The sequence below is a fragment of the Micromonospora sp. NPDC047521 genome (assembly GCF_055587305.1).
The window spans coordinates 17,051-41,971 of record NZ_JBVJGN010000011.1; the positions used below are offsets into that span (position 1 = coordinate 17,051).

The 24,921-nt window shown below is 72.4% G+C and carries 22 protein-coding genes; 5 read left to right on the forward strand and 17 right to left on the reverse strand.

All coding sequences use genetic code 11. The features are described from left to right. Positions 1-19 precede the first annotated feature (19 nt). Entirely contained in the window at positions 20-1,342 is a 1,323-nt protein-coding gene (eccD, locus tag ACZ6N8_RS22735) for a type VII secretion integral membrane protein EccD (RefSeq protein WP_466012500.1), read from the reverse strand. A 116-nt stretch (positions 1,343-1,458) separates the two neighbouring features. Here eccD and eccCa point away from each other — a divergent pair, with 116 nt between their 5' ends. From eccCa to ACZ6N8_RS22750, 3 genes are all read left to right on the forward strand, one after another. Further along, positions 1,459-5,484 carry a type VII secretion protein EccCa gene (gene eccCa / locus ACZ6N8_RS22740; RefSeq protein WP_466012502.1) on the forward strand — a complete coding sequence of 1,342 codons (4,026 nt, stop codon included), beginning with the start codon at positions 1,459-1,461 and terminating at the stop codon, positions 5,482-5,484. A 118-nt stretch (positions 5,485-5,602) separates the two neighbouring features. Further along, positions 5,603-7,750: a M14 family zinc carboxypeptidase gene (locus tag ACZ6N8_RS22745; protein ID WP_387121036.1), complete on the forward strand. Its 2,148-nt coding sequence runs from the start codon at positions 5,603-5,605 to the stop codon at positions 7,748-7,750. 122 nt (positions 7,751-7,872) lie between these two features. Next, positions 7,873-8,139 (forward strand): hypothetical protein, encoded by a 267-nt coding sequence (locus ACZ6N8_RS22750; protein ID WP_387121033.1) that lies wholly within the window; start codon positions 7,873-7,875, stop codon positions 8,137-8,139. Positions 8,140-8,277: 138 nt separating this feature from the next. On the opposite strand, the gene ACZ6N8_RS22755 is transcribed toward ACZ6N8_RS22750, so the two are convergent. Continuing rightward, positions 8,278-8,823, reverse strand: coding sequence for a hypothetical protein (locus tag ACZ6N8_RS22755; protein WP_466012504.1), 546 nt, complete (start codon positions 8,821-8,823; stop codon positions 8,278-8,280). A gap of 113 nt (positions 8,824-8,936) precedes the next feature. Between ACZ6N8_RS22755 and ACZ6N8_RS22760 the strand changes: the two genes are divergently transcribed. After that, complete coding sequence (locus ACZ6N8_RS22760) at positions 8,937-9,281, forward strand: hypothetical protein (RefSeq protein WP_139586722.1); 345 nt, start codon at positions 8,937-8,939, stop codon at positions 9,279-9,281. Between the two features lie 11 nt (positions 9,282-9,292). On the opposite strand, the gene ACZ6N8_RS22765 is transcribed toward ACZ6N8_RS22760, so the two are convergent. From ACZ6N8_RS22765 to ACZ6N8_RS22780, 4 genes are all read right to left on the reverse strand, one after another. Then, positions 9,293-9,760, reverse strand: coding sequence for a ribose-5-phosphate isomerase (locus tag ACZ6N8_RS22765; protein ID WP_387121029.1), 468 nt, complete (start codon positions 9,758-9,760; stop codon positions 9,293-9,295). Between the two features lie 88 nt (positions 9,761-9,848). After that, positions 9,849-11,048 (reverse strand): DUF1015 family protein, encoded by a 1,200-nt coding sequence (locus ACZ6N8_RS22770; RefSeq protein ID WP_466012506.1) that lies wholly within the window; start codon positions 11,046-11,048, stop codon positions 9,849-9,851. Positions 11,049-11,138: 90 nt separating this feature from the next. After that, the gene (locus ACZ6N8_RS22775; RefSeq protein WP_466012508.1) at positions 11,139-11,687 is read right to left on the reverse strand and encodes a hypothetical protein; all 549 of its coding nucleotides are present in this window, start codon (positions 11,685-11,687) and stop codon (positions 11,139-11,141) included. Positions 11,688-11,881: 194 nt separating this feature from the next. Then, positions 11,882-12,508, reverse strand: coding sequence for a mycothiol-dependent nitroreductase Rv2466c family protein (locus ACZ6N8_RS22780; RefSeq protein WP_466012510.1), 627 nt, complete (start codon positions 12,506-12,508; stop codon positions 11,882-11,884). Positions 12,509-12,729: 221 nt separating this feature from the next. Between ACZ6N8_RS22780 and pepN the strand changes: the two genes are divergently transcribed. After that, positions 12,730-15,279, forward strand: coding sequence for an aminopeptidase N (gene pepN / locus ACZ6N8_RS22785; RefSeq protein ID WP_466012512.1), 2,550 nt, complete (start codon positions 12,730-12,732; stop codon positions 15,277-15,279). 64 nt (positions 15,280-15,343) lie between these two features. Here the strand turns inward: pepN and ACZ6N8_RS22790 are convergent, their stop codons facing one another. The 11 genes from ACZ6N8_RS22790 to ACZ6N8_RS22840 form a co-directional block, all read right to left on the reverse strand. Further along, positions 15,344-15,751 (reverse strand): DUF5130 family protein, encoded by a 408-nt coding sequence (locus ACZ6N8_RS22790; RefSeq protein WP_357990619.1) that lies wholly within the window; start codon positions 15,749-15,751, stop codon positions 15,344-15,346. Further along, complete coding sequence (gene ctaJ / locus ACZ6N8_RS22795) at positions 15,738-16,058, reverse strand: aa3-type cytochrome oxidase subunit CtaJ (RefSeq protein ID WP_436837477.1); 321 nt, start codon at positions 16,056-16,058, stop codon at positions 15,738-15,740. Before ctaJ ends, ACZ6N8_RS22790 begins: the two co-directional genes overlap by 14 nt. Positions 16,059-16,106: 48 nt before the next feature. Further along, positions 16,107-17,570, reverse strand: a complete 1,464-nt coding sequence (locus tag ACZ6N8_RS22800; RefSeq protein ID WP_466012514.1) for an amidase — start codon at positions 17,568-17,570, stop codon at positions 16,107-16,109. Between the two features lie 241 nt (positions 17,571-17,811). Continuing rightward, complete coding sequence (locus ACZ6N8_RS22805; protein WP_466012516.1) at positions 17,812-18,819, reverse strand: amidohydrolase family protein; 1,008 nt, start codon at positions 18,817-18,819, stop codon at positions 17,812-17,814. Continuing rightward, positions 18,819-19,343, reverse strand: a complete 525-nt coding sequence (locus ACZ6N8_RS22810; protein ID WP_151491805.1) for a 3-hydroxyanthranilate 3,4-dioxygenase — start codon at positions 19,341-19,343, stop codon at positions 18,819-18,821. Before ACZ6N8_RS22810 ends, ACZ6N8_RS22805 begins: the two co-directional genes overlap by 1 nt. After that, positions 19,340-19,762: a RidA family protein gene (locus ACZ6N8_RS22815; RefSeq protein ID WP_387121006.1), complete on the reverse strand. Its 423-nt coding sequence runs from the start codon at positions 19,760-19,762 to the stop codon at positions 19,340-19,342. Before ACZ6N8_RS22815 ends, ACZ6N8_RS22810 begins: the two co-directional genes overlap by 4 nt. After that, a complete protein-coding gene (locus ACZ6N8_RS22820; protein WP_466012519.1) occupies positions 19,759-20,532 on the reverse strand; it encodes a 2-keto-4-pentenoate hydratase in 774 nt (257 codons plus the stop codon). Before ACZ6N8_RS22820 ends, ACZ6N8_RS22815 begins: the two co-directional genes overlap by 4 nt. Next, positions 20,529-21,629 (reverse strand): 4-hydroxy-2-oxovalerate aldolase, encoded by a 1,101-nt coding sequence (gene dmpG, locus ACZ6N8_RS22825; protein WP_466012521.1) that lies wholly within the window; start codon positions 21,627-21,629, stop codon positions 20,529-20,531. The genes ACZ6N8_RS22820 and dmpG overlap by 4 nt, the downstream gene beginning before the upstream one ends. Continuing rightward, on the reverse strand, positions 21,626-22,549 hold the full coding sequence (locus ACZ6N8_RS22830; protein ID WP_466012744.1) for an acetaldehyde dehydrogenase (acetylating): 924 nt from the start codon (positions 22,547-22,549) through the stop codon (positions 21,626-21,628). Before ACZ6N8_RS22830 ends, dmpG begins: the two co-directional genes overlap by 4 nt. 59 nt (positions 22,550-22,608) lie before the next feature. After that, positions 22,609-23,406 (reverse strand): 2-keto-4-pentenoate hydratase, encoded by a 798-nt coding sequence (locus tag ACZ6N8_RS22835; protein ID WP_466012523.1) that lies wholly within the window; start codon positions 23,404-23,406, stop codon positions 22,609-22,611. Positions 23,407-23,426: 20 nt separating this feature from the next. Continuing rightward, a complete protein-coding gene (locus ACZ6N8_RS22840; RefSeq protein ID WP_466012745.1) occupies positions 23,427-24,908 on the reverse strand; it encodes a 2-hydroxymuconic semialdehyde dehydrogenase in 1,482 nt (493 codons plus the stop codon). Between the last annotated feature and the right edge of the window lie 13 nt (positions 24,909-24,921).

Consider the following 24,921-nt stretch of genomic DNA (forward strand, 5'->3'; position numbering starts at 1 on the left):
GATGCGGTCGGCCCGTGGCTCAGCCGGCCGCCCAGTCGAAGCCCCCGAAGAGCGCGATCACCAACGGCGCGAGGCTGACCACCGCGAGCACCTCGGCCAGGTCGAAGAGCTGTCGCAACCGGGCGGCGCCGACGTCGTCCAGCCGGGGACGGCCGGCCCAGAGCACCACGGCCGCCACGACCAGGGCGCCGCCCACGGTCAGCCAGGCCGTCACCACGTCATCGGCGTCGGCGAGTCGGACGGCGCCGAGCACCGCCACGGTGGCTGCCGTCACCGGCGGCACGAGCATGGGCAACACCTGACCCAGCCGGGTGAAGACCCGCGACCGCAGTGCGAACACCAGCCCCAGCACGCCACCCAGCACCGCGCCGACGCCGGCCGGCCCGGTCAGCAACACCACGCACGCGGCGGTGGCGGCCAGCGCGACGCCGACCACGGCACCCGACAGCACGGTCTGACCACGGCGGACCGCCGCCGTGACCAGGGTCCGGCCGACCCACTGGCTCTCCTCCTGACGACGCAGCAGGTCGACGAGGCGGGCCGAGCTGAGTGCGAGCTGCGGCGCCAGCCCCACCGCGAAGACGACCACGACCGAACCCACCGCTGCCGTCTGCTGTGGATCGAGCCCGGCGGCGAGCAGGGCGGTCCCGATCCCGCCGAGGACCGTCACCGCAAGCCCACCGGCCGCGACGCCGTACCACCGCTCACCACCCAGGGCGATCAGGGCGGCGCCCACTCCGGCACCCAGGGCACCGGCGGTGAACCAGGCCGACTCCGGCCAACCGGCCGCCCGGGCCACCGCCACGCCGGCGACCAGCCAGGCCGGTACGGCCGCGGCGATCAGGAGCGTGCCACCCGGCGCCCCGAGCACACGCCCGGCCAGCACCGCCAGCGCCGCCACCGTGAACAGCACGGCCGGGGCCGCGGCCACCGGCGCCGGCATGGTGGCGAGCGCGTACGTGAGTGTCAGGACCACGACACCGGCCAGCGCGGCGCTGCCCGTCAACCGGGCGGCGTCGCGCCACTCGCTGCCGTCACCGTCCAAAGTGGTTTGCACCTCGTCCACCACGTCGTCGACGAACGGCGGCAGAGGCGCGTGCTCGGGCGGGGTCAGGTAGAGCGTCTCGGCGTCGATGATCCCGGCGTCGTCGAGCGACCGACCGGGGTCGAGCCCGCCGGCAGCCACTGTGGACAGCTTCCAGCGACCGGCGGCCTCGGGGGTGAGCGAGAGCAGCTCGCACATCTGCGGCACGAACTCCAGCACCGGTCGCGCCGCGGGCAGGCTGATGTCGAGGCTTCGTCCGTCGGCCACCACTGTCACTCGGGTGAATCGGGTTGCCATGACCCTCCGTCCCCGCACGGTCGGCTCAGTGTGCCGACCGGTACTACTGTAGGCAGTCGGAGCACTACCGGTAACCCGGCCGAAGCACTGATCGGTCCGGCCCGGAAGGGGTCGCGATGACGCAGCGGGTGATCCACCGACCGGCCCGGGTCCCGCCAACGGAGCCGGAGCCGAGCGCGCTCGATGTGGTGACGCCACCGGCGATGCCCGACGGTGGCGGCGGCTTCGCGGGTGTCATGCAGGTCTTCCTCCCGATCATGGGCGGCGCCGGCATGTTGCTCATGATGATGGCCAACAAAAACCCGATCATGATGATCGCCGGGCTCGGCATGCTGATCGCCACGGTGCTCGGCGGGATCGCCGCGTACGTCACCCAGCGCACCGGTGCGGCTCGGCGCTTCGCCCGGCAACGGCAGCGGTACCTGGAGTACATCGACCGGGTACGCGACCAGATCCGGGCGGACGCGGCCACTCAGCGGGCAGCCGCCCAGCACCGGCACCCCGCCCCGGAGGTGCTGCCGGACCTGCTCCGTGACCCGCACCGGCGCTGGGAGCGGCGGCTGGCCGACCCCGACTTCCTCGTGCTGCGGGTCGGGCACGGGCAGGATCGTCTCTGGCGCCGGGTCACCCTCCAGGCCGACGAGAACAACCCGCTGGTCGACCTGGATCCGGTGACCCTGGCCGCCGCACGGCTGGTGGTCGACCGGGACCGGCTGCTCGACGGTATGCCGGTCGCGGTGCCGGTCACCGGCGTGGTCTCGGTGGTCGGCAGCCCGGCCGCCACCCGCAACCTGATCAGGGTGCTGGTGGCGCAGCTCGCCACCCTGCACGCCCCGGACGACGTACGCCTCGCCTGGCTGCTCGGCGGCACCGCCGGGCTGGAGTTCGACTGGCTGAAGTGGCTCCCACACTGCCTGCACCCGAGCGAGTACGACGGCCCCGCCCCGCAGCGGCTCGTGGCCGCCGAGCCGATGGGGTTGGCGTCGCTGCTGACCGCTGAGCTGTCCCGGCGCGTCGGCGAGGTCAATCGGGCCCGACGACTCGGCGATCCGCAGCACCGGTTCCGGGGCAGCCGCCTGGTCGTCGTGGTCGACCAGATCTCGGCCGGGCGGGCGGACCCGCTCGGTCACCTCGAAGCCGGTCTGGCCCCCGAAGACCTGGGCATGGCGGTGGTGGTGCTGGTGGACGACCGGCAGCACGAGCCGTCCCACGTGGACGTCCGGGTGCTGTGCGAGGACGACCGGGTCACGGTGCAGGACCTGCGGAAGGTCACCGACAGTCGGGCGCAGGCGATCCTGGCCCAGCGCGAGCGGCTGCGGGGAGCGCCCGCCGGTACCGTCGACCGGCTCGACCTGACCGAGATGGAACTGCTGGCCCGGCGGGTCTCGCCGCTGCGGCTGGTGGCCGACACGGTGGACGACGCCCCGTTGGAGGCGACCGTCGACCTGCGTGGCCTGCTCGGCATCGTCGACGAGGCGAGCTACGACGTGCGCTCGCTGTGGGCGCCCCGGATGCTGCCGGACTTCCTCACCGTGCCGTTCGGGGTGGGCCCCGACGGCAATCCCGTGCACCTGGACATCAAGGAGTCCGCGTTGGGCGGCATGGGCCCGCACGGGCTCTGCGTCGGCGCGACGGGCTCCGGCAAGTCCGAGGTCCTGCGGACGCTGGTGCTCACCCTGGCGATGACCCACCCGCCCGAGCGGTTGAGCCTGGTCCTGGTCGACTACAAGGGCGGCGCCACCTTCGCCGGGCTGGAACACCTGCCGCACACCTCGGCGATGATCTCGAACCTCTCCGACGACGCGGGTCTGGTGGACCGCCTGCACGACGCGATCCAGGGCGAGATGAAGCGTCGCCAGCAGATCCTGCTCGACGCCGGCCAACTGCCCAACATCACCGAGTACAACAGGCGGCGCGACGCGGGCCGGCCGCTGCCTCCACTGCCCAACCTGATGGTGATCATCGACGAGTTCAGCGAGCTGCTGACCGCCAAACCGGACTTCATCGAGCTGTTCATCGCGATCGGCCGGATCGGCAGGTCGATCGGAATCCACCAGATGCTCGCCTCGCAGCGGCTGGAGGAGGGTCGGCTGCGCGGGCTGGAGTCGTTCCTGTCGTACCGGCTCGGGTTGCGCACCTTCAACGAACAGGAGAGCCGCACGGTGCTGGGGGTGCCCGACGCGTACCGGCTGCCGCCTCTGCCCGGTTCGGGTTACCTGAAGGTCGACACCACGGTCTTCGAACGGTTCAAGGCGGCGTACGTGTCCGGCACGTACCGGCCGCCGGCCGGCGAGGAGGTGGTGGACGCCGCACCCGACCCGATGATGTTCCTGATGTACAACGTGGCCCGGCACCCGCCGAAGCTGTTGACGGGCGACGAACCGGCGGCGGGGGCGGACGAGAGCGTCACGGCGCCGAGCACCCTGGACGTGGTGGTCAACCGGCTGCGCGAGCACGGGCGGCAGGCGCACCGGATCTGGCTGCCTCCGCTGCCTGCCGCACTGCCACTGGACGCCGTCCTCGGCCCGTTGGAGACAGATCCGGCGTACGGCCTGGTGGCACCCGTGGAACGGCGCGGACGGCTGCGGATTCCGCTCGGCCTGCTCGATCGGCCCACCGAGCAGAAGCAGGAGCCGTTCGTGCTGGACATCTCCGGCGGCGGCGGGCACGTCTGCATCCTCGGCGCGCCGCAGACAGGCAAGTCGACGCTGCTGCGCAGCCTGGTGGCCGGTGCCGCGCTGACCCACACGCCGCAGGACATCGCGTTCTACTGCGTCGACGTCGGCGGCGGGGCGCTGAACGCGCTGGCCGGGCTCCCCCACGTCGGCGGGGTGGCCGGCCGTCTGGACCCGGACCGGATCCGCCGCACGGTGACCGAGGTCAGCATGTTGATGACCGAACGGGAGGAGCTGTTCGCCGCCCACGGCATCGACTCCATCGACACGATGCGGCGGATGCACCGCGAGGGGCGGCTGCCCGAGTTGCCCGCCGCCGACGTGGTGCTGGTGATCGACAACTATCCGGTACTCAAGGCGGAGTTCGAGGATCTCGCCGACCTCGTACAGGACATCGGCGCCCGTGGGCTCGGCTACGCCGTACACCTGGTGTTGACCGCCGGTAGATGGTCGGACCTGCGGATGCAGCTCCAGGCGGTGATCGGCTCGAAGATCGAGTTCCGGTTGAACGACCCGCTGGACTCGACGATCAAGCGGCAGGCCGCCGAGAACCTGCGCGCCGATACCCCGGGCCGCTGCCTGACCCAGGACGCCCTGACCGCGCACATCGCGCTGCCCCGGATCGACGGCAGCGACGACGTGGGCACCCTGCCGAAGGGGCTTGACGATCTGGTGTCCCGGGTGGCGACGGCCTGGACGGGGCCGTCGGCCCCGGCCATCCGGATGCTGCCGACGATGATCGGGTACGCCGAGGTGTCCGGCGGGCTCCCCGCCGACGGGCGGGTCCGGCTCGGGCTCGACGAGGCGGAGCTGCGGCCCACCCTGCTCGACCTGTTCGGCACCGATCCGCACCTGCTCGTCTTCGGCGACTCGGCAAGCGGCAAGACGTCCCTGCTCCGCCTGCTGGTCCGGGACCTGACCGCGCAGTTCACCGACGACCAGGTGGTCTTCGCCGTCATCGACCTGCGGCGCACCATGCTGGACGCGGTGCCCGACGCCTATCTCGGCGCGTACGCCGGCACCGCCACCGCCGCCGCGGGTCTCGTGCAGGGTGTCGCCAGCGAGGTGCGCAAACGGCTTCCTCCGGACACCCTGACCGTCGACCAGCTCCGGAACCGCTCGTGGTGGAAGGGGCCGGAGATCGTGGTGCTGTGCGACGACTACGACCTACTGCCCGGTGGCGGCGCCGGGCCGTTGGCGCCGTTCCTGGAGTTCCTGCCGCAGTCGAAGGACCTCGGCTTCCACCTGGTGCTTGCACGGCGCAGCGGAGGCGCAGGGCGGGCCGTGCACGAGCCGGTGCCGCAGCGGATGAAGGAGGTCGGCTGCGCCGGCCTGCTGCTCTCCGGCGAGCGGCAGGAGGGCCAGCTCTGGCCGCAGGCACACCTCTCCGTCCAGCCGCCCGGGCGGGGACGGCTGGTGCGGCGCGGCCGTCGTACCACCCTCGTCCAACTGGCGTACGTGGAGTAGACCGCCGCGCGCCACTGCGGGAGGGCGGCCCAGCGCGCCAACGACACTCCTTGACAGATGCCGATCAATGGACTGGTGTAAGGACCAAGCCACATCGACGTCCGTCACAGGAGGGCACATGATCGTCCGACGACGGTGGACAGCTGCCGCTACCACAGCGATCCTGATCAGCGCGGTGCTGTCCCATCCCGGCTCCGGATCGGCGGCACCCGCCGCCCCGGCCAGCCCGATCACCCTGACCGCCACCGAGACCGCCCTGGTCCGGGTGCAACTACGCGACCAGGCCCAGCTCGACCGGCTCGTCGCCACCGGCGCCGACCTCGCCAACCGGCCCCGGACACGGGACAGCCGGATCCTCGCCGACCTGGTGCTGACCGGCGCCCAACTCGCCGACCTGACCGCGCAGGGCGCCACGGCGGTGCAGATCGTGCAGCGCGCCGGGGACGGCAGCCGGCACTTCGCCGACAGCGTCCGCGCCGCGCAGACGAGGACCAGGGCCGGGCTGCGGGCACCGGCCGCCGACCAGCGGACGACCACCGCCGCGGCAGTGGACACGCTCCAGGTGCAGCAGGCGTACTGGTGGACCGCCTCCGGGCAGACGTTCCTGCAGGCACAGGTCGCGACCACCGCCACCGACGACCCGGACGTCGAGATCACCGTCAGCTGGCGGACCGCCGACGGGGCCACCGGCTCGTTCCCGCTGTACCGCTTCGAGGACTCCGGCGAATACCAGTACCACTACAACCTTCCCCAGCCGGTGCCGAGCCGACCGGTCCAGCTGACCGCCACGTCCAGCCTCGGCGGGGTCAGCCGGGTCGTCACGCCGTCGCTCTGGCCGAACGCCACCCCGCCTCCGCTGCCGGCCGGCTACCAGAGGGACTTCATCGACGCGTACCTGACTCCTGTGGACGTGCAGGCGCGGATCAAGCGGTTGGCCCGCCAGTACCGGGACCTGGTCGACGTGATCGACCTGCCGAACAAGACCCAGGGGTACCGGCGTAACGCCGTGGCGTACCTGGGTGACCCGGCGGTCGCCGCCGTGGTGGTCGAGTCGGTGCGCTTCGGCGACCAGGGCATGAACGGCGTGCAGGTGCGGACGGTCGACCCGGGCCGCCGGAACCGGCCGCTCACCGTCACCTACCGCGATCGCGTCCTCACCGTCTCGCTGGCCACCGACACCGCCGGCAAGACGGTGAGCACCACCGACGAGGTCGCGGCGGCGATCACCGCACGGCACCCGAACCGGTTCCGGGCCACAGTCGAGGACGGCTCGACGGGTCTGCCGATGCCTGTCGCCGGTCCGGCCCGGCTCGACGACGGCCTCCAGGGCACCGAGGTGCCGGCTAAGCCGTGGACGGTGCAGGCGCTGCGCCTCGGCGTACACCGGGACGGCTCCCGCGTCGGTGTGCTCGCGTACTCCCAGGAACACGCCCGGGAGTGGGCCACGCCGCTGGTGACGCTGGAGTTCGCCGAGCGGATGCTGGCCAACGCCCGTACCGACCCGGCCACCCGGGCGCTGCTGGAACAGGTCGACGTGTTCGTCATCCCGACGGTCAACCCGGACGGGGCGAACTACTCGTTCAACGACTTCAACATGCAGCGCAAGAACCTGGTCAACCACTGCACCGGGGCGGCCCGCGACCCGAAGAACCGCAACTCGTGGGGTGTCGACGTCAACCGCAACTACACCGTCGGGTCCTATTTCGACGGCTATGTGGGCGCCAGCGCGAACTGCCTGTCCGGCACGTACGCGGGCACCTCGGAGCTGTCCGAGGCGGAGAGCCGCAACGTGGTCGCGCTCGCGAAGGCCCACCCGAACATCAAGTTCGCGATGAACGTGCACTCCTACGGCGGGTACTTCATGTGGCCGCCCGGGGCGTACCGGGCCGACGGGCGGGTCACCCTGCCCCGGCCGTCGATCGACGAGTCGACGCTGTTCCTGAACAGCGCTCGGCGGATCGTCGGCGCCATCGCCCAGGAGCGCGGCACCGTCACCTGGCCGTCGCAGACCGGCCCGGTCGCCGACGTGCTCTACTCCGCCGCCGGCAACTCCGCCGACCAGCTCTACTACGAGCTGGGCATCTTCGCCTGGGACTTCGAGGTCGGCAACGACCGCTGGAACGCGGAGACCGGCCAGTGGGAGGGCGTCGGTTTCCAGCCGCCCTTCGACGAGGCGCACGCCGAGTCCCAGGAGTACGCGGGCGGTCTCGTCGAGCTGGTCCGGGTGGCCCGCGACTACGCCGCGGCCGAGTCCGCCGCCGGCTGACGCGCCCTGGTGCTGCGCCCGGATCCACGGGCGCGGCACCACCGGCGGGTCGACGGCGACCCGGAGGCTATTGCCGCATTTGGCCCGTTTCCGATCGAGAGCGTCTGGGTAGGGCTACGGGCATGGACACGACGACAACGGCACACCTCATCGGCGGACCTCGTGACGGCAGCACCCTCGACGTCGGCGGCGACGCCCTCGTCGAGGTGGAGATCGACGGCATGATGCACCGCTACATCAAGACCACCAAGCAGCACGACGACGGTGGCCCGCTCTACAACTACGACGGGATGGTCGCCCCAGACGGCGGCGAGCCCGGCGTCGAGGATCCGGCCGCCCGGGTCGCCTCCCCCAGGGCCGACGCCGAGGGGCACGGCGGCAGCCACTGACGCTCCGCAACGCACACGAACCGTCCGGCCACGGATGAACCGTGGCCGGACGGGTAAGCAGCACCCCTGCCTGGTGGGGAGACGACCGGGTGCACGGGCGGGCGGCCTCGGGCCGACCCGCCCGTGCGCGCCCCGACATCAGTTGTTGGAGATCCAGTTCCAGGCCGAGACGACCCACTCGGTCTGCTGCAACCAGGCCACCCCGAGACCGACGAGGAAGACCGCCGTCGCCAGGTGCGCGCCGCGCGCGCTGCGTCGCACCCGCCCCAACTGACGCTCCAGCACCACCCGGCCGACGAGCCGCGACAGCGCGAACAGGCCGACCGCCACCAGCAGGCTCAACACGAGCACCAGCAGCGGCCCGGACAGGTCACCCCCACCGGAGAGCGCCCAGATCCCCCAGCACACGAACGCGAACAGGCCGGCCGCCGTACTCCACTCGCCGCCCCGGCGCAGCTGCGCCAGGTGCCAGCTCAACGGGCGGCGCGGCGCCGCCTCGCCCGGCCAGCCCGTGCCGGTCGGCTCCTGCCCGACCACCGGGAACGGTTCGGTGCGCGGTGTGCGCGGCTGACCCACCGGGGCCACCCCACGCCGGAAACCGTCGCGCTGCGGTGGGACCCCGACGCCGGCCTGCGGTGGCACCTCCACGGTCCGCTCCGCCCACGGCTGCGTCTGGTCTGCCATCTCGTCCTCCCCCTGACCGACGGCACCACCACCGCCTGAATTCGAGGGTAGCCACCCGACAAACCCTCCCGCCGACCCCGTCCGAGCCGGGGCCGGCAGGGTACGGTCGGCTGATGGGTGACCCGGACCGGCGACGGCGACGCCTGCGCCACCATTCCGACCCCGACCCGGGTGGACGGGGCGCCGACGGCTCGACCGCCAGCACAGCCGGGGTGCACGACGGTGACGAGCCGCCACCGCCGCGGCGTCGAGGCCAGGGCGGTGACGACCGCGACGGCGAACGAGGGCTGCGCGGGCTGGTCGGCTCCGGCTCGTCCCAGGTGGGGTTGAGCGCGGCGCTACGGGCGCGGGACGCGGCCCGCCCCACCGACGACGACCTGGCCGAGGCCGAGGCGCGGGTGGTGGTCGTCCGGCGCAACTGGGTGCCCCGCGAGGACCTGCCCCGCTCGCCGCGCTGACCCGCCCGCTGTCAGGGCAGGTCGGGCAGCTGCCGGGTCCGCTCGTACTCGGCCACCTGGGTGATCCGCCGGGCATGCCGGTCGTTGCCGGAGAACGGCGTGTTCAGGAACGCCTCGACGATGCCAGTGGCCTCGTCCAGGGTGTGCTGACGGGCACCTACCGCCACCACGTTCGCGTCGTTGTGCTGCCGGGCCAACTGGGCGGTCTCGACGCTCCAGGCGAGCGCGGCACGGACCCCGGCGACCTTGTTCGCGGCGATCTGCTCACCGTTGCCGGAGCCACCGATGACCACACCCAGGCCGACCCCGTCGGCCACCACCCGGTCACCGGTGTGCAGGCAGAACGCCGGGTAGTCGTCGTCCGGGTCGTAGCTGTGCGGGCCGACGTCGACGACGTCGTACCCCTGCTTGGCCAGGTGGTTGGCCAGGTGCACCTTCAACTCGAAACCGGCGTGGTCGGATCCCAGGTAGACGCGCATACCGCGCAGTCTCTCAGGCCGCGCTCTCCGACGTCGCGGGGGCGGCGTCGGAGAGCCGGGTTCGTCACACGGCCGGGTGGGCGGGTCGTCAGCGGGGCAGCTCGGCGACCACCAGGCCGCCGCGCGCCTTCGGGGTGAACCAGGTGCTCTTACGGGGCATCTTCTCCCGGGCCAGGTTCACCGCGACGAAGTCGTCGACGGTCACCGGGGCGATCAGGATGGCCAGCTCGGCCCGACCCGCGTCGACCTCGCCGGTGAGCCAGCTCGCCGGGTAGTCCCCACCCACGTAGGTGATCCGCTTGTCGCCCGGGTCCAGGCCCAGCGCGTCCCGCAGCAGCAGCCGCTCGACCAGGGCGTGGTCCAGGTTCTCCAGGCGGCCGGCGGCGCCCGCCGGCAGGCGCACCGCGTACCCCTGGTCGGCCAGCCGGAGGTGGACGACGCCGCCGGCGGTCGGGACCTCGACCGGGCCGTCGATCGGCTCGACCTGCGCGCCCGCCGCCCGCAACCGGTCCAGCAGCTCGGCCGGCGTGGTGGTCAGCTCGCTGACCAGCCTGTTGTACGGCTGGATGGCCACCGACGCCGGGGTGGTCACCACTGCCAGAAAGCGCGACAGCCCGCCGGTCTGGGCGGCCAGGCTGCGGTGGTTGCCGTCGGCGACGACCAGCTCACCGCCGCCCGCCAGGGCGGTGAGCGCGTCCTGTTCCGGGCCGGGGCCGAGCAGCCAGATGGCGTGCGTGCGCCCCGCCTGGTCGGTGTCCGTCGCGGCTGGCGCACCGCCCGCGTCGGTCGCCGCCGCGAGCGCGGCGTGCAGCTCGTCACCGCACCCGGTCTGGAGCAGGAGTACGGGTGAGAGCAGGTGACCGAGCGCCTCGGCGAGCGCCACCCGCTCGCGCACCTTGGCGATGAACACGTCCTCGTTGCGGATGACCAGGCCCGGCTCGTCGGCCCGGGTGGAGATCTGGTCGGTGTCCACCATCGCGAACAGCCCGTACGCCGGGGACTCGCCCGGGGCGCTGATCCGGTAGAGCACCACCACCTGCTCGGCGGGGGTGTAGCTGCCGTCCGCCTTGGCCTCGGTGAGGCGGGCCACCGCGTCCGGCAGGGCGTCGAGGAAGGACTTCCCCGCGCTCTCCGGCGCCCGGTGCGGCATCTCGATGCCGAGGGCACTGTGCGGGTTCGCCTCGATGATCGCGGTGATCTCCGCGTCGTCGGCGAACTCGTCGTAGTTCTGCGCGCCAGTGCCGCCAGTGGTGATCCAGGCCCGGTTGATCGGGTGCACGACCGTCATGCCCGCTGACGCTACCGGCGACCGCGTCGGAGCCGACGGGGACCCGCGCAGCGTCCACCAGATGAAAGCCCCGCGAGGGCGGCGCGGTGGTCAGCCAGCGCGGCCCGACGTGCCCCGGCGGTGCCGGCCCGCCACGGCGGGCCCGCCGTTACCCCTGCGGCCGGTCGTGGCCGGCCCGGTGCCCGCGTTGCGGCGGGGTGACGCGGGCGGCCCCGGCACGGGACGCTCCGGGGGCGGCGCGGGCACGGGCCGCGGGTTCAGCGGCGGTGTCGGCACGGGCCGCGGGGGCGTCGGCGCGGGTGGCGGCGGCGCGGGTTCGGCCGGCGCGGCCGCCGCCGACAGCACCGGAGCCGGCGGTACGGATGCGAGGACCGGCGCCATGGGCGGCGTGGGAGCCGTGAGCGACGCCGCCACGTCGGCCGACGCGTCGTCGGCGGGCGGGGTCAGGCGGGAGGTCACCGGAACCCGGGCCACGCCGACCACGATGGGCGGCGCGAGCAGATCCACCACGTCGGCGGGTAGGTCGGGACGGACCGCCGGCCAGCGGGAGTCGTCGACCGACCAGTAGGCCGCGCCGGGAGTCTCGATCACCCCCTGCCGGGTCAACTGATCGTCACCGGACGCACGGTGCTTGGCCATTGGGAAAGCCTCCACGAGCTGCGGGGTGCGGCCCTGCGGGTCGCTGCGGCGGACACCGAGGGAAACGACGCCGCCCGCCCACCGGTGACGCCGCGACCGCCTCCGGCCCCAGCAGCCGCACCAGGCGTCCGACACGACACGCCCCCGCCCGGGCAGCCGACGGTGTCCGGACGGGGGCGCGTGTCACAGGCGGATCAGTCGAAGATCGGCCCCTGCTCGCGGGTGCGCTTGAGCTCGTAGAAGCCTGGTGTGCCGGCGACCAGCAGGACACCGTCCCAGAGCCGGCCGGCGGCCTCCCCCTTCGGAGCAGGCGTGATCACCGGGCCGAAGAACGCCACGGGGCTGCCGTCCGGGCCGGGCGCGTGCACGACGGGGGTGCCCACGTCCTGCCCGACCGGGCGCATGCCCGCCTCGTGACTGGCCCGCAGCACCTCGTCGTACTCGGTGCTGTCGGCGGCCTCGGCCAGCGCCGGGTCCAGACCGGCGTCGGTGAGCGCGGCCACGTACAGCTCGTGTCCCCGCTCCTCCTTACCGAGATGGATCCGGGTGCCCAACGCGGTGTAGAGCGGGCGCAGGACGTCGTTCCCGTACCGCTGCTCGGCGGCGACGCAGATCCGCACCGGCCCCCAGGCGGTCTTCAGGAACTCCTTGTACTCCTCGGGCAGTTCGTCTCGGCCGTCGTTGAGCACGGCCAGGCTCATCACGTGGAAGCGGATGTCCACCTGACGAACCTGCTCGACCTCGAGCAGCCAACGGGACGTGATCCACGCCCACGGGCAGGCCGGGTCGAACCACATGTCGGCGGTGACGCGATCGGTCACTGTGAGATCCCTTCGCGGCGGGGTTGCGCCGGCGATCCGGCGTCTGGGGGAATCTTCGCCCCGTGCCCCACCGGTCGGCACCCGAATGGGACCGTGACCTCGGCCACCGCCGGACGCACCGTCATGGAAGACTCGGATCCGGACCGCCGCCACCAGCGGGCGGCAGACGGGCGCCGCCGGGCGTACGGCGAAATGTGGGATGGAGACGAACAGTGCCGGGAGTGCGCAACCTGACGCAGGTCGAGGCCACCGAGCGGTCACATCTGCTCGATGTGACCGGGTACGACATCAGTCTGGACCTGTCGACCGCCGTGTTGGCGGCCGACGGCCGCACCTTCCGGTCCACGACCGAGGTCCGGTTCCGCTGTGCCGAGCCCGGCGCGAGCACGTTCATCGAGCTGGCCGCCGAGTCGGTGCGTTCGGCCACCCTGAACGGCACCCCGGTCGACCTCTCCGACTGGTCGGCCGAGAAGGGCCTGACCCTCACCGGGTTGCAGAGCGACAACACGCTCGTGGTCGACGCCGACTTCGTCTACTCGACAAGCGGGCAGGGGCTGCACCGCACTGTCGACCCGGTGGACGGCGAGACGTACCTCTACAGCCAGTTCGAGACGGCCGACGCGCAGCGGGTGTTCGCCTGCTTCGACCAGCCCGACCTGAAGAGCGTCTACACCTGGCACGCGACGGTGCCGACGCACTGGCGGGTGGTGTCCAACATGCCGGTGCGCAGCGAGGACGCCGCCGGTGAGGGGCTCAAGACCCTGCACTTCGCCGAGTCGCCCCGGATGAGCACCTACATCACGGCGCTCTGCGCCGGGCCGTACCACGAGGTGCGTGACACCCACGACGGCATCGACCTGGGGTTGTTCTGCCGTGCGTCGATGGCGTCCTACCTGGACTCCGACGACCTGTTCCTGATCACCAGGCAGGGCTTCGACTTCTTCCACGAGAAGTTCGGGGTGCGCTACCCGCTGCCCAAGTACGACCAGCTCTGGGTGCCCGACTTCAACGCCGGCGCGATGGAGAACTTCGGCTGTGTCACGCACGCCGAGTCGCACTACCTGTTCCGCTCGCAGGTCACCGACTACGAGTACGAGCAGCGGGCCAACACGATCCTGCACGAGATGGCCCACATGTGGTTCGGTGACCTGGTCACCATGCGCTGGTGGAACGACCTGTGGCTGAACGAGTCGTTCGCCGAGTGGGCCAGCCACTGGTGCAACACCCACGCCACCCGGTTCACCGAGGCGTGGACGACGTTCCTGTCCATCCGCAAGAACTGGGGCTACCGGCAGGACCAGCTCTCCTCCACCCACCCGGTCTACACCGAGATGCCGGACATGGAGGCCGTCGAGGTCAACTTCGACGGCATCACCTACGCCAAGGGCGCGAGCGTGCTCAAGCAGCTCGTGGCGTACGTGGGTGAGGAGCCGTTCGTCGCCGGCCTGCGGGCGTACTTCGGCAAGTACGCCTGGGGCAACGCCACCTTCGACGACCTGCTCACCGAGCTGGAGACGGCCTCCGGCCGGGAGTTGCGCAAGTTCGCCGCGCAGTGGCTGGAGACCGCGCAGGTCAACACGTTGCGCCCGGAGGTGAGCATCGGCGCGGACGGCACGTACGAGCAGGTGGCGGTCCGCCAGGAGGCGCCGTCCGGGTACCCGACGCTGCGGACGCACCGGATCGGTGTGGGCCTGTACGACCTGGCCGACGGGCGGCTGGTCCGCCGCGAGCGGTACGAGGTGGATGTGACAGGCGAGCGGACCGAGCTGCCCGAGCTGCGTGGCGTCCGCGCCGCCGACGTGCTGCTGCTCAACGACGACGACCTGACCTACACCAAGCTGCGCCTCGACGAGCGGTCGATGGCGAACGTGGTGCAGCACATCGGTGGTTTCGAGTCGTCGCTGGCCCGCGCGCTGTGCTGGACCGCCGCGTGGGACATGATCCGCGACGCCGAGCTGTCCGCACGAGACTACGTGGCGCTGACGCTGAGCGGGCTGCCCGCGGAGACCGACATCAACCTGGTCACCGCCACGCTGCGACAGGCGACCACGGCGCTCACCGTGTACGCCGACCCGGCCTGGGCGCCGACCGGCTGGGCCGACCTGGCCCGTACGGCCCGCGACGCGCTCGCCGCCGCCGAGCCGGGCAGCGGGTTCCAGCTGGCCTGGGCGCGCGCGTTCACCTCGGCGGCCCGCTCCGAGGACGACCTGGCGACGCTGCGCGGCTGGCTGGACGGCTCCGGCGCGCCGGCCGGCCTGACCGTGGACACGGAGCTGCGGTGGACGGTGCTCAGCGCACTGGTGGCGAACGGCGCCGCCGAGCCGGCCGAGATCGAGGCGGAACTGGCTGGTGACCGTACCGCAAGCGGCGAGCGGGAGGCCGCGTACGCGCACGCGTTGGTGCCGACCGCGGAGAACAAGGCCGCCGTGTGGGAGTTGCTGACCGGCCCCGACGCGCTGCCCAACTGGCGGCACCGGGCGCTGTTGCAGGGCTTCGCGCACCCGACGCAGGTGGACCTGGTCGCCCCGTACCGGGAGCGGTACTTCGCGACTGTCGCGCAGGTGTGGGCCACCCGGGACAGCGAGCCGGCGCAGGAGTTCGCCCAGCTCGCGTACCCGACGTACCTGGTGGAGGACGACACCGTGGCGGCCAGCGACGCGTTCCTGGCCGAGGACGGGCACCCCGGTCCGCTGCGCCGGATGGTCGCCGAGGGCCGCGACGGTGTGGTGCGGGCACTCCGGGCGCGCGCGAAGGACGCCCAGCAGAGCTGACCCGGCAGGCAGACCGAAGCCCGGCCCGCTGAACGCGGGCCGGGCTTCGTCGTACGAGGTTGGGTCAGCCCTTGCCGGCGTGGCTGGCGAGCTGGTCGAGGCCGTTGATGATGCCGCCGGCCAGGTCGCCACCGCTGAACGCGCCGACCATGGAGAGCGCGGCCAGCTTGGCGTACGTGTCGGGGATGCGCTTGCGGGCGTGCCGACCGGTGACGATCTCCAGCTGGCGCTGGTTGGGCGACACAGCGATCAGCACCGACTTGTCGGGGTCGGCGAGCTGGCGGTGCAGCCGCTGGGCGTGCTCACGGATCGGCTCGTCGAGGCCGCCGACGAACACCGAGAACACCAGGCCGGTGCCCTGGTCGGCCAGTCGCAGGGCTTCGTCGATGCGCAGCAGCTGACGGGTCGAGAACGGTCCGTCGAGCACCTCGGGCGGATTTTCCGACCCGGCCTGCTTCTCACCAACGGTCACTTGCGCCTCCGGTTCCCCCGGCCGGCGCCTCGACGCTGGCCTGCTCAAGCTTGCTGCTGGTCAGCGCGGGCGCCTGCGCGCCCGCCGTCAGCGCGGTGCCGGCCGAGTCGGCCAGCTGCTCCGGGCGGCCCAGGAACCACACCGGCGTGAAGTCGAAGGGTCGGCCCGGGCGGTAGCGCTTCGCGCCACCGCCACCGCCGGTGGCACCACCACGGCTACCCGCGTACGCCAGGCCGGCGATGACAAGCACCGCGGCCGCCGGGATGCCGACGAAGATCAGCAACGTCTCGGTAACAGACAATCCCAACGCCCCCAGGCGGAAGAAGGACCTCGAACACTCGGGTCGGATGGACGATCATGACGTCGACCTGTCGACTCCGTCTCCATTCACGTTAGCGGAGTCGACGGCCCGCCAGATTGCGGGGTGCCGATCCCATCCGCCACTGGAGTTCTCCAGTTGCGCAGCGGTCGCGATGAGCCGCGCGTCGTCGCCGTACCGGCCGGTGAGCAGCACCCCGACGGGCAGACCGTCGGTGGTGGTGCCCAGCGGCAGGGAGACGGAGGGATCGCCTGTGACGTTGAAGATGGCGCAGTAGGGCGAGAACCGGCGTTGCCTGTCGAAGTCGGCCGCCGGGTCTCCGTCGGCGGTGAACCAGCCCACCGGCGCCTGCGGGACGGCCAGGGTGGGGCAGAGCAGCAGGTCACAGCCGGCGGTGCGGCGGGCACCGAGGCGAACCTGACCCTGCAACTCGCCGAGGGTGGCGGCGAGCGTGCCGGCGGAGATGTCGGCGCCCCTGGCGCGCAGCAGCCGGGTCAACGGCAGCAGCTCCGCCTCCCGCTGCGGGGGCAGCGGGGAGAGCGCCAACACGTACCAGATGATCTCGAACAGTGGCCACGCATCGGGCCCGAGGGGCGCTGGCACCTCGACCACCTCGTGGCCCGCCGCGGCGAGCAGCGCGGCGGCCCGGTCCACGGCGGCGACGCAGTCGGGGTGGACGGGCTCGTCGGCGAGCATCGGGGTGATGAACCGGCCGATCCGTAGTCGGCCGGGCGCGGCCCGGCGGGCGGCGGCCAGGAAGCCGTCAGGCGGCGCGGGCGGCGACAGGTAGGGCTCGCCCGGCACCGGCACGGCCATGACGTCGAGCAGCGCGGCGACGTCGGCGACGGTCCGTCCGAGTGGGCCGCTGGTCGGCAGGCCGAACGCGCCGGAGCCGACCGGCCCACCGGAGACGAGGCCACGGCTGGGCTTGTAGCCGACGAGGCCGCAGAGCGACGCCGGGATGCGCAACGATCCGCCACCGTCGGAGCCCTGGGCGACCGGGATGAGGCCGGCCGCGACCGCCGCCGCCGCGCCGCCGCTGGAACCACCGGCGGTGTACGCCAGTTGCCACGGATTGCGGGCCGGCGGCGCGACGCGGCCCTCCGAGTAGAGCGAGCAGCCCAGCTCGGAGGTGGTGGTCTTGCCGAGGCTGACCAGGCCGGCGGCCTTGATGAACCGGACCACGTCGGCGTCGACCGGCGGCACGAAGTCGGCGAAGGCTGCCGAACCGAAGGTGGTGCGGACCCCGGCGGTAAGCGTCAGGTCCTTGATCGCGGTCGGCACGCCGTGCAGGGGGCCGCGCTCCCCGACCGGCACGGCGTCGGCCGCTTGGGCGGCGGCGCGCGCCAGCTCGGGTGTGACGGTGACGAACGCGCCCACGGTGTCGCCGAGCGCCTCGACGCGGCGCAGGTGGTGCTCGACCAGCTCGACGCTGGACAGCTCGTCGCGCGCGACAGCGGCGGCCTGCTCCAACGCGGTCAGGTCGTGCGGCTCGGCCATGGCCTCATCCTGCCCGCTGGGAGCGGCAGTCAGCGGGCCGACACGGCGTGGGCCGCTGCGGCGGCTCCTGAATCCGATCGACATCCCGTCCGGCCCGCTGGCTCGGACTGCGCCGCCGACCGCACCTCCCCGCCGTGCCCTTTGCTCTGCTTCAACACACGCAACAGCAGACGTCCGATTACCGGACACGCGGTGTTGCGTGGGGTGAAGCAGAGCAAAGGCAAACAACAGGGGTACGCCGTCAGCGCTCCCCGTGCAGGAAGCGCAGGGCGTTGGTGGTCAGGAGCTTGTCGCGCTGGGCGTCGGTGAGGAAGTCGGCCGCGTGAACCACCGCGCCTGCCGGGCGTTCGCCAAGCGGGTACGGGTAGTCGCTGCCCACCAGCACCCGGTCCTCCCCCACGGTGTCGACAAGCAGCCGCAGCGCCGGCGGCGTGAAGACCACCGAGTCGACGCTGAACCGGTCGACATAGCTGCTGGGCGGGGCGGCGGACGCACCCCGGACCAGGTCGCCACGGCGGTGCCAGGCGTTGTCGGCGCGACCCAGCCAGAAGGGGAAGCTGCCGCCGCCGTGCGCGAAGCAGATCCGCAGCGTCTCCGGCACCCGGTCGAAGACGCCGCCGAGGATCATCGCCAGCACCGACAGGTGCGTCTCGGCGGGCATCCCGGTGAGCCAACGGGCCATCCAGCGGTCCAGTCGCGGGCCGCCCGGCATGTCCCAGGGGTGGACGAAGACCGGCGCCCCCACCTCGGCGCAGTGCGTGAGGAAGGTGACCACGCCGGCGTCGTCCAGGTCCCGGTCGCCGACGTGGTTGCCGATCTCCACGCCCACGTGCCCGGCGGCCAGGCTGCGGTCCAGTTCGGCGCAGGCGGCGTCCGGATCCTGCAACGGCACCTGGCAGAACGGCACCAGCCGGTCACCGCCGGCGGCGGTGACCTCCAGGGTCAGGTCGTTGAAGATCCGGGCGACCTTCACGGCCTGGTCGGCCGGCCGGTCGTAGCTGAAGAAGACAGGAGTCGGTGAGACCACCTGCACGGCCACGCCGTCGGCGTCCATGTCGGCCAGGCGGCGGGACGCGTCCCAGCACTCGGCGCCGACCGGGCGGAACTCCGCCTCCCCCAGCATGATCATGGCGGCGCGCTCGGAGTCCACCCGCAACCAGGGCCAGCCGGACCCACCGCACGCGGCGTCGAGGTCCGGCCACCCCCTCGGTACGACGTGCGTGTGCACGTCGACCAGGCCTGCGGGCATCAGCCCTTGCCCGGGTGCAGGGTGCCGCAGTTGGCGCAGGTGCGCGCCGCCTCGTCGGCGTAGAACGCCTGGAACACCGGCGGCAGGTCGGCGGCGATGTCGCGGACCTGCAACTCCACCTCGTGTACCTTGTGCCCGCACTCGGGGCAGTACCACTGGAAGGTTTCCAGGGTGCCCTCCTCGCGAACCCGCTCGACGACCACGCCTATCGAGCCGGCCTCGGGGCGCTGCGGCGAGTGCGGGGTGTTGCGCGGCAGCATCCACATCTGACCCTCGCGCACGTGCACCGTACGCGGCCCCTCCGGGGTCATCAGGTTGATGTGCATGTTGCCCTTGACCTGGTAGAAGAACTCCTCGTACGGGTCGACGTGGAAGTCGGTGCGCTGGTTGGGCCCGCCCACCACCATCACGATGAAGTCGTCCCCGCCGGGGAACATCTCCTTGTTGCCGACCGGCGGCTTGAGCAGGTGCTGGTTGTCGGCGATCCAGCCCGGAAAGCTGAACGGCTCGGCGATCTCACTCACGACTGACCTCCCGAGGGAAGAAGGGCCACGGCCTGGATCTCGATGAGCAGGTGCGGGTGCGGCAGCTGGTGCACCGCCACTGTGGTGCGGGTCGGCCCGGACGCGTCGAAGAACTCCGCCCAGACCTCGTTGTAACCACCGAAGTCGTTCATGTTGACCAGGTACGACGTCACCTGGACGAGGTCGGTGAGGTCCGCGCCGACCGAGCGCAGCAGGTCGCCGATGTTCTCGATCACGGCCCGCGTCTGCGCCCGGATGTCGAGGTTCGTGGTGCCGAACTCGTCGACCGACACACCCGCGAAGCTGTTGTCCGGCCGCCGCGACGACGTACCGGAGACGAACACGAACCCACCCGCGACCTTGACGTGCGGAAACGCCCCCCGAGGCACGGCCTTGCCGGGCACCACCCGGGCGGTCACGCCGACGCCCGCAGGGAGGCCGTGCCGAGCTTCTCGACGACGGCACGGACATGCGCGCCGGGACGCAGCGGAACGGCGGCGGTGGCGGCCCCGGCCAGGAAGACCCAGCCGGATTCGAGCCGCACCCCGTGCCGACCGGCCAGCCGGATGCCCTCGTCGAGCGCCCGGCGCGGGTCGCCGAGGATCGCCGCCGTCGAGCCGACCTGCGCCACCCGACCGTCGACCTCCAGCAGCACGCCCAGGTTGTCCAGACCGGCCGGCACCGGCGACCACGGCCCGATCACGAACGCGGCGGCCGAGGTGTTGTCGGCGATCACGTCCGGCAGCGAGAAGCGGAAGTCCGCGTACCGGGAGTCGATCAGCTCGATGGCCGGGGCGACAGCGCGGACCGCAGTGGCGAAGTCGCCCACCGGCTCACCCGGCTCGGGTAGCCGGTCCAGCAGGAACGCCACCTCCGGCTCGACCCGGGGATGGATGTACGCGACCGGGTCGACAACGCCCCCGTCGGGCACCCGCATCGCGTTGGTGAGCCGCCCCCAGATCACCTCGTCCACGCCGACCTGGGCCATCTTCGCCCTGCTGGTGAGGCCCATCTTCAGCCCGACCACCCGCTCGCCCGCGGTCACCCGGCGCTGGATCAGGGCGGCCTGCACGGCGTACGCGGCGTCCACATCGAGGCCGGTCTCGGCGGCGAGCTGCGGGATCGCGGTGGCCGTGTCGGCTGCCGCGCCCAGCTTCTCGGCGATCCCCGCGATGTCCGGTCCGATCATGCTGCGCCACCTTCCGTTCGCGGTTGCGGGGCGCGCGCACCGGTCTCTGCGCCGGCGAGGTCGAGTGCCACGTCCACGATCATGTCCTCCTGGCCGCCGACCATCCGGCGCCGCCCCAGCTCGACCAGGATCGACCGGACGTCCACCCCGTACTTCGCGGAGGCCCGCTCGGCGTGCCGCAGGAAGCTGGAGTAGACCCCGGCGTACCCCAGGGAGAGCGTCTCCCGGTCGACCTGGACCGGCCGGTCCTGCAACGGGCGGACGATGTCGTCGGCGGCGTCCATCAACGCGAACACGTCGCAGCCGTGCTTCCAGCCGTGCAGCTCGGCGACCGCCACGAAGACCTCCAGCGGCGCGTTGCCGGCGCCCGCGCCCATGCCGGCGAGCGAGGCGTCGACGCGCACCGTCCGGCCGTGGGGCGCGTCCGGGCCGACGGGTGTCGACCCGGAGATCCGGCCGTGCTCGACGGCGAGGACGCTGTTGGCGACGCCGAGGGACAGGTTGTGGTGGGCGTGGATGCCGATCTGCGTCTGCGGTTCCAGCACCTGCCGGTACGCGTCGACCCGCTGCGCCACGTCGGACATCAGCAGCCGACCGCCGGAGTCGGTGACGTAGACGCAGTGCGCCCCGTACGACTCCATGAGCTTGGCCTGCCCGGCGAGCCCCGCCGGGTCGTTCATGTGCGACATCATCAGGAACCCGGCCACGTCCATGCCGTTCTCCCGGGCCCAGGAGATGTGCTGGGCGGAGATGTCCGCCTCGGTGCAGTGGGTGGCGATGCGGACGCTCGTCACCCCGAGCGCCTTGGCCGCCTTCAGGTCGGCGATGGTGCCGATGCCGGGCAGCAGCAGCGTGGTCAGCTTCGCCGTGGTGAGCACCTCGGCGGCGGCGGAGATCCACTCGGCGTCGCTGGCCGCCCCGTGCCCGTAGTTGACGCTGGAACCGGCGAGCCCGTCGCCGTGCGCCACCTCGATGGCGGCCACCCCTGCGGCGTCCAGCGCGGCGGCGATGGTGCGCACCTGCTCGACCGTGTACCGGTGGGCGATGGCGTGCATGCCGTCGCGCAGCGTCACGTCCTGGATGTACAGGTCGGTCATGACGCGGCCACCTCCGGAGAGCGCAGGGCGACCAGCCGCTCGGCGGTACGCAGGGCCGCGGAGGTCATGATGTCGAGGTTCCCGGCGTACGCCGGCAGGTAGTGCCCAGCGCCGGAGACCTCCAGGAAGACCGACACCTGCAACGCGGTGAGCTGCCGTCCGAGCGTCGGCAGGTACGCCCGCACCCTGTCGAACTGCACGTCCTGCTTGAGCCGGTAGCCGGGGACGTACTCCTGGACCGTCGCCACCATCTCGGCAACCGAGGCGGCGATGGCGGCGGTGTCGGCGTCGGCGTCCGGGCAGAGGCAGTAGACCGTGTCGCGCATCAGCAGCGGCGGGTCCGCCGGGTTGAGCACGATGATGGCCTTGCCCCGCTCGGCCCCTCCGACCACCTCGATGGCCCGCGCCGTGGTTTCGGTGAACTCGTCGATGTTGGCCCGGGTGCCGGGCCCCGCCGACTTCGACGCGATCGACGCCACGATCTCCCCGTACGCCACAGGGGTGACCCGGCGTACGGCGGCCACGATCGGCACTGTCGCCTGCCCGCCGCAGGTCACCATGTTGACGTTCGGCTCGTGCAGGTGCTCGTCGAGGTTGACCGGCGGCACCACGTACGGGCCGATGGCGGCCGGGGTCAGGTCGACGACCGTGCGGCCGTGCGCGCGCAGCACCTCGTCGTGGCGGCGGTGCGCGCCGGCGGAGGTGGCGTCGAAGACCAGCTCGACGTCGGCGAACTCGGGCATCGCGACGAGTCCGTCGACGCCCTCGGCGGTGGTGGCCACGCCAAGCCGGCGGGCGCGGGCCAGGCCGTCGGAGGCCGGGTCGATGCCGGCCATGGCCACCATCCGCAGGCTGTCGCTGAGCCGCAACACCTTGATCATCAGGTCGGTGCCGATGTTGCCGGAACCGAGCACCGCCACACCTGTCGCCGCACCTCCGGTGTTCGCGACTGCGGGGCTCGCAAGCTCACTCCTCGCGCTCACCTGTCACCTCCGTCGCTGAAGCAGGTCCGCACCGAGCCGAGACCGGAGATCCGGGCCTCGTACGCCGCCCCGGGCGTGACAGGCACCATCGGGCCGAGCGCCCCGGAGAGCACCACGTCACCGGCGCGCAGCGGGTCGCCGGCGCGCGCGAGGGTGCTGGCCAGCCAGTGCAGGGCGTGCAGCGGGTTGCCGAGGCAGGCCGCTCCCGCGCCCACCGAGACCGGCTCACCGGCGTGCTCCAGCACCATTCCGCACAGCCGCAGGTCGACGTCGGCGAGCCGGCGCGGCGTGGTGCCGAGCACGAACAGCCCACTGGAGGCGTTGTCGGCGACGGTGTCCACGATGGAGATGTCCCACCCGGCGATCCGCGAGTCGACGATCTCGATGGCCGGCAGCACGTGGTCGACAGCGCGGATCAGGTCGACTGTGGTGATCTGCGGGTCGGCCAGGTCCTTGTCGAGCACGAACGCGATCTCCGCCTCGACCCGCGGCTGGAGCAGCCGGTCGATGGGCACCTCGACCCCGTCGCCGACCGCCATGGCGTCGGTAAGCATCCCGAAGTCCGGCTGGAACACCCCGAAGGTCTCCTGCACCGCCCGGGACGTCAGCCCGATCTTCGCGCCGACGCGGCGTTCGCCACGGCCCTGCCAGGCCCGCGCCTGGAGCTGCTGCACGCGGTACGCGGACTCGACGTCCCCCTCGGGCAGCAGCCGGCCGCGCAGCGGCGGGCACGGCTTGCCGGTGCTGCGGGCGTCGGCCAGCTCCCGGTTGGCGGCCTCGATGTCAGCTTCCATAACCGCTCCCTCGCTGGGGCTCACGACAGGTCCACGCAGACGTTTGTGAGTTCGGAGTAGAAGTTCAGCGAGTGCACGCCGCCCTCACGGCCGATGCCTGACGCCTTCACCCCGCCGAACGGGGTGCGCAGGTCACGCAGGAACCATGTGTTCACCCAGACGATGCCGGCGTCCAGCCGGGCGCCGGCCCGGTGCGCGACCCCCACGTCCCTGGTCCACACCGTCGCCGCCAGGCCGTACTCGGTGCCGTTGGCGAGGGCGTACGCCTCGTCCTCGGTGTCGAACGGCGCGACGTGCACCACCGGGCCGAAGATCTCCTCCCGGTTGGTACGGGCGTCCGGGCCGAGCCCGGTGAGGACCGTCGGCTGCACGTACGACCCGCCGTCGCGGGCGTCGCCGAAGGTGGGCGTGCCGCCCCCGGTCAGCACCTCGGCGCCCTCGGACCGGGCCAGCTCGTACGCGCCGAGCACCTTGGCCCGGTGCTGGTGCGAGATCAGCGGCATGGTGGCGGTGGCCTCGTCGGTCGGCCAGCCGTAGGCCAGCTCGCCGGCCCGCTTCGCCAGTCGGGCGGTGAACTCCTCGAAGACCGGCCGCTGCACGTAGATGCGTTCGGTGCAGAGGCACACCTGCCCGCCGTTGGTGAAGCTGGACCGCACCGACCCGGCCACCGCGGCGTCCAGGTCGGCGTCGGCGAAGACCAGGCCGGCGTTCTTGCCGCCCAGCTCGAAGCTGACCGCCTTCACCCCGTCTGCGGCGGCCCGCATGATCGCGCCGCCGGTGGCCGACTCGCCGGTGAAGGTGATCGCGTCCACGCCCGGGTGCCTGGTGAGGTGTTCGCCTGCCGAGTCCGGTCCGAAGCCGTGCACGAGGTTGAACACCCCGGCCGGTACGCCGGCGGCGGCCATCACCTCGGCGAGCACGGTCGCCGAGGCGGGAGTCTCCTCGCTGGGCTTGACCACGACGGCGTTGCCGCAGGCCAGTGCCGGGGCGACCTTCCAGGTGAGCAGCAGCAGCGGCAGGTTCCACGGCACGATGACGGCTACCACGCCGACCGGCTTGCGCAGCGCGTAGTTCAGCGCCCTGCCGCCGGTCGGGGTGACGGTGGTGAACGACTCGGTGGGTGCGGTCGCGACGATCTCCGCGAACGCCCTGAAGTTCGCCGCGCCGCGCGGGATGTCAAGCGTGCGGGCCTGGGCGATGGACTTGCCGGTGTCGGCGACCTCGGCGGTCACCAGGTCGTCGAAGCGGCGTTCCAGCTCGTCGGCGACCCGGCGCAGCACCTCGGCGCGCTCGCGCTCCCCCATCCGGCCCCACGGCCCGCGCAGCGCGGCCCGTGCGGCGGCGACCGCGTCGTCCACAGTGGACGTCGATGCCTCGACCACCTCGAACACCGGTTGGCCGGTGACCGGGCTGGCCTTGGTGAACGTCGACCCACCGTCGACGAACTCGCCGCCGACGAAGTTGCGTAACAGTCGCGGCCCGGCCGGTGGGTGGCCGGCCATCAGCCGTGGGTCC

Coding starts and splice junctions, on each gene's coding strand:
- ACZ6N8_RS22800 (WP_466012514.1), bottom strand. CDS start 17,570: ATGGCCGAGCCGCACGACCTGACCGCGTTGGAGCAGGCCGCCGCTGTC.
- ACZ6N8_RS22820 (WP_466012519.1), bottom strand. CDS start 20,532: ATGATCGGACCGGACATCGCGGGGATCGCCGAGAAGCTGGGCGCGGCA.
- eccCa (WP_466012502.1), top strand. CDS start 1,459: ATGACGCAGCGGGTGATCCACCGACCGGCCCGGGTCCCGCCAACGGAG.
- ACZ6N8_RS22755 (WP_466012504.1), bottom strand. CDS start 8,823: ATGGCAGACCAGACGCAGCCGTGGGCGGAGCGGACCGTGGAGGTGCCA.
- ACZ6N8_RS22840 (WP_466012745.1), bottom strand. CDS start 24,908: ATGGCCGGCCACCCACCGGCCGGGCCGCGACTGTTACGCAACTTCGTC.
- ACZ6N8_RS22835 (WP_466012523.1), bottom strand. CDS start 23,406: ATGGAAGCTGACATCGAGGCCGCCAACCGGGAGCTGGCCGACGCCCGC.
- dmpG (WP_466012521.1), bottom strand. CDS start 21,629: ATGACCGACCTGTACATCCAGGACGTGACGCTGCGCGACGGCATGCAC.
- ACZ6N8_RS22775 (WP_466012508.1), bottom strand. CDS start 11,687: ATGGCCAAGCACCGTGCGTCCGGTGACGATCAGTTGACCCGGCAGGGG.
- ACZ6N8_RS22750 (WP_387121033.1), top strand. CDS start 7,873: ATGGACACGACGACAACGGCACACCTCATCGGCGGACCTCGTGACGGC.
- ACZ6N8_RS22745 (WP_387121036.1), top strand. CDS start 5,603: ATGATCGTCCGACGACGGTGGACAGCTGCCGCTACCACAGCGATCCTG.
- ACZ6N8_RS22760 (WP_139586722.1), top strand. CDS start 8,937: ATGGGTGACCCGGACCGGCGACGGCGACGCCTGCGCCACCATTCCGAC.
- ACZ6N8_RS22805 (WP_466012516.1), bottom strand. CDS start 18,819: ATGCCCGCAGGCCTGGTCGACGTGCACACGCACGTCGTACCGAGGGGG.
- ACZ6N8_RS22765 (WP_387121029.1), bottom strand. CDS start 9,760: ATGCGCGTCTACCTGGGATCCGACCACGCCGGTTTCGAGTTGAAGGTG.
- ACZ6N8_RS22770 (WP_466012506.1), bottom strand. CDS start 11,048: ATGACGGTCGTGCACCCGATCAACCGGGCCTGGATCACCACTGGCGGC.
- eccD (WP_466012500.1), bottom strand. CDS start 1,342: ATGGCAACCCGATTCACCCGAGTGACAGTGGTGGCCGACGGACGAAGC.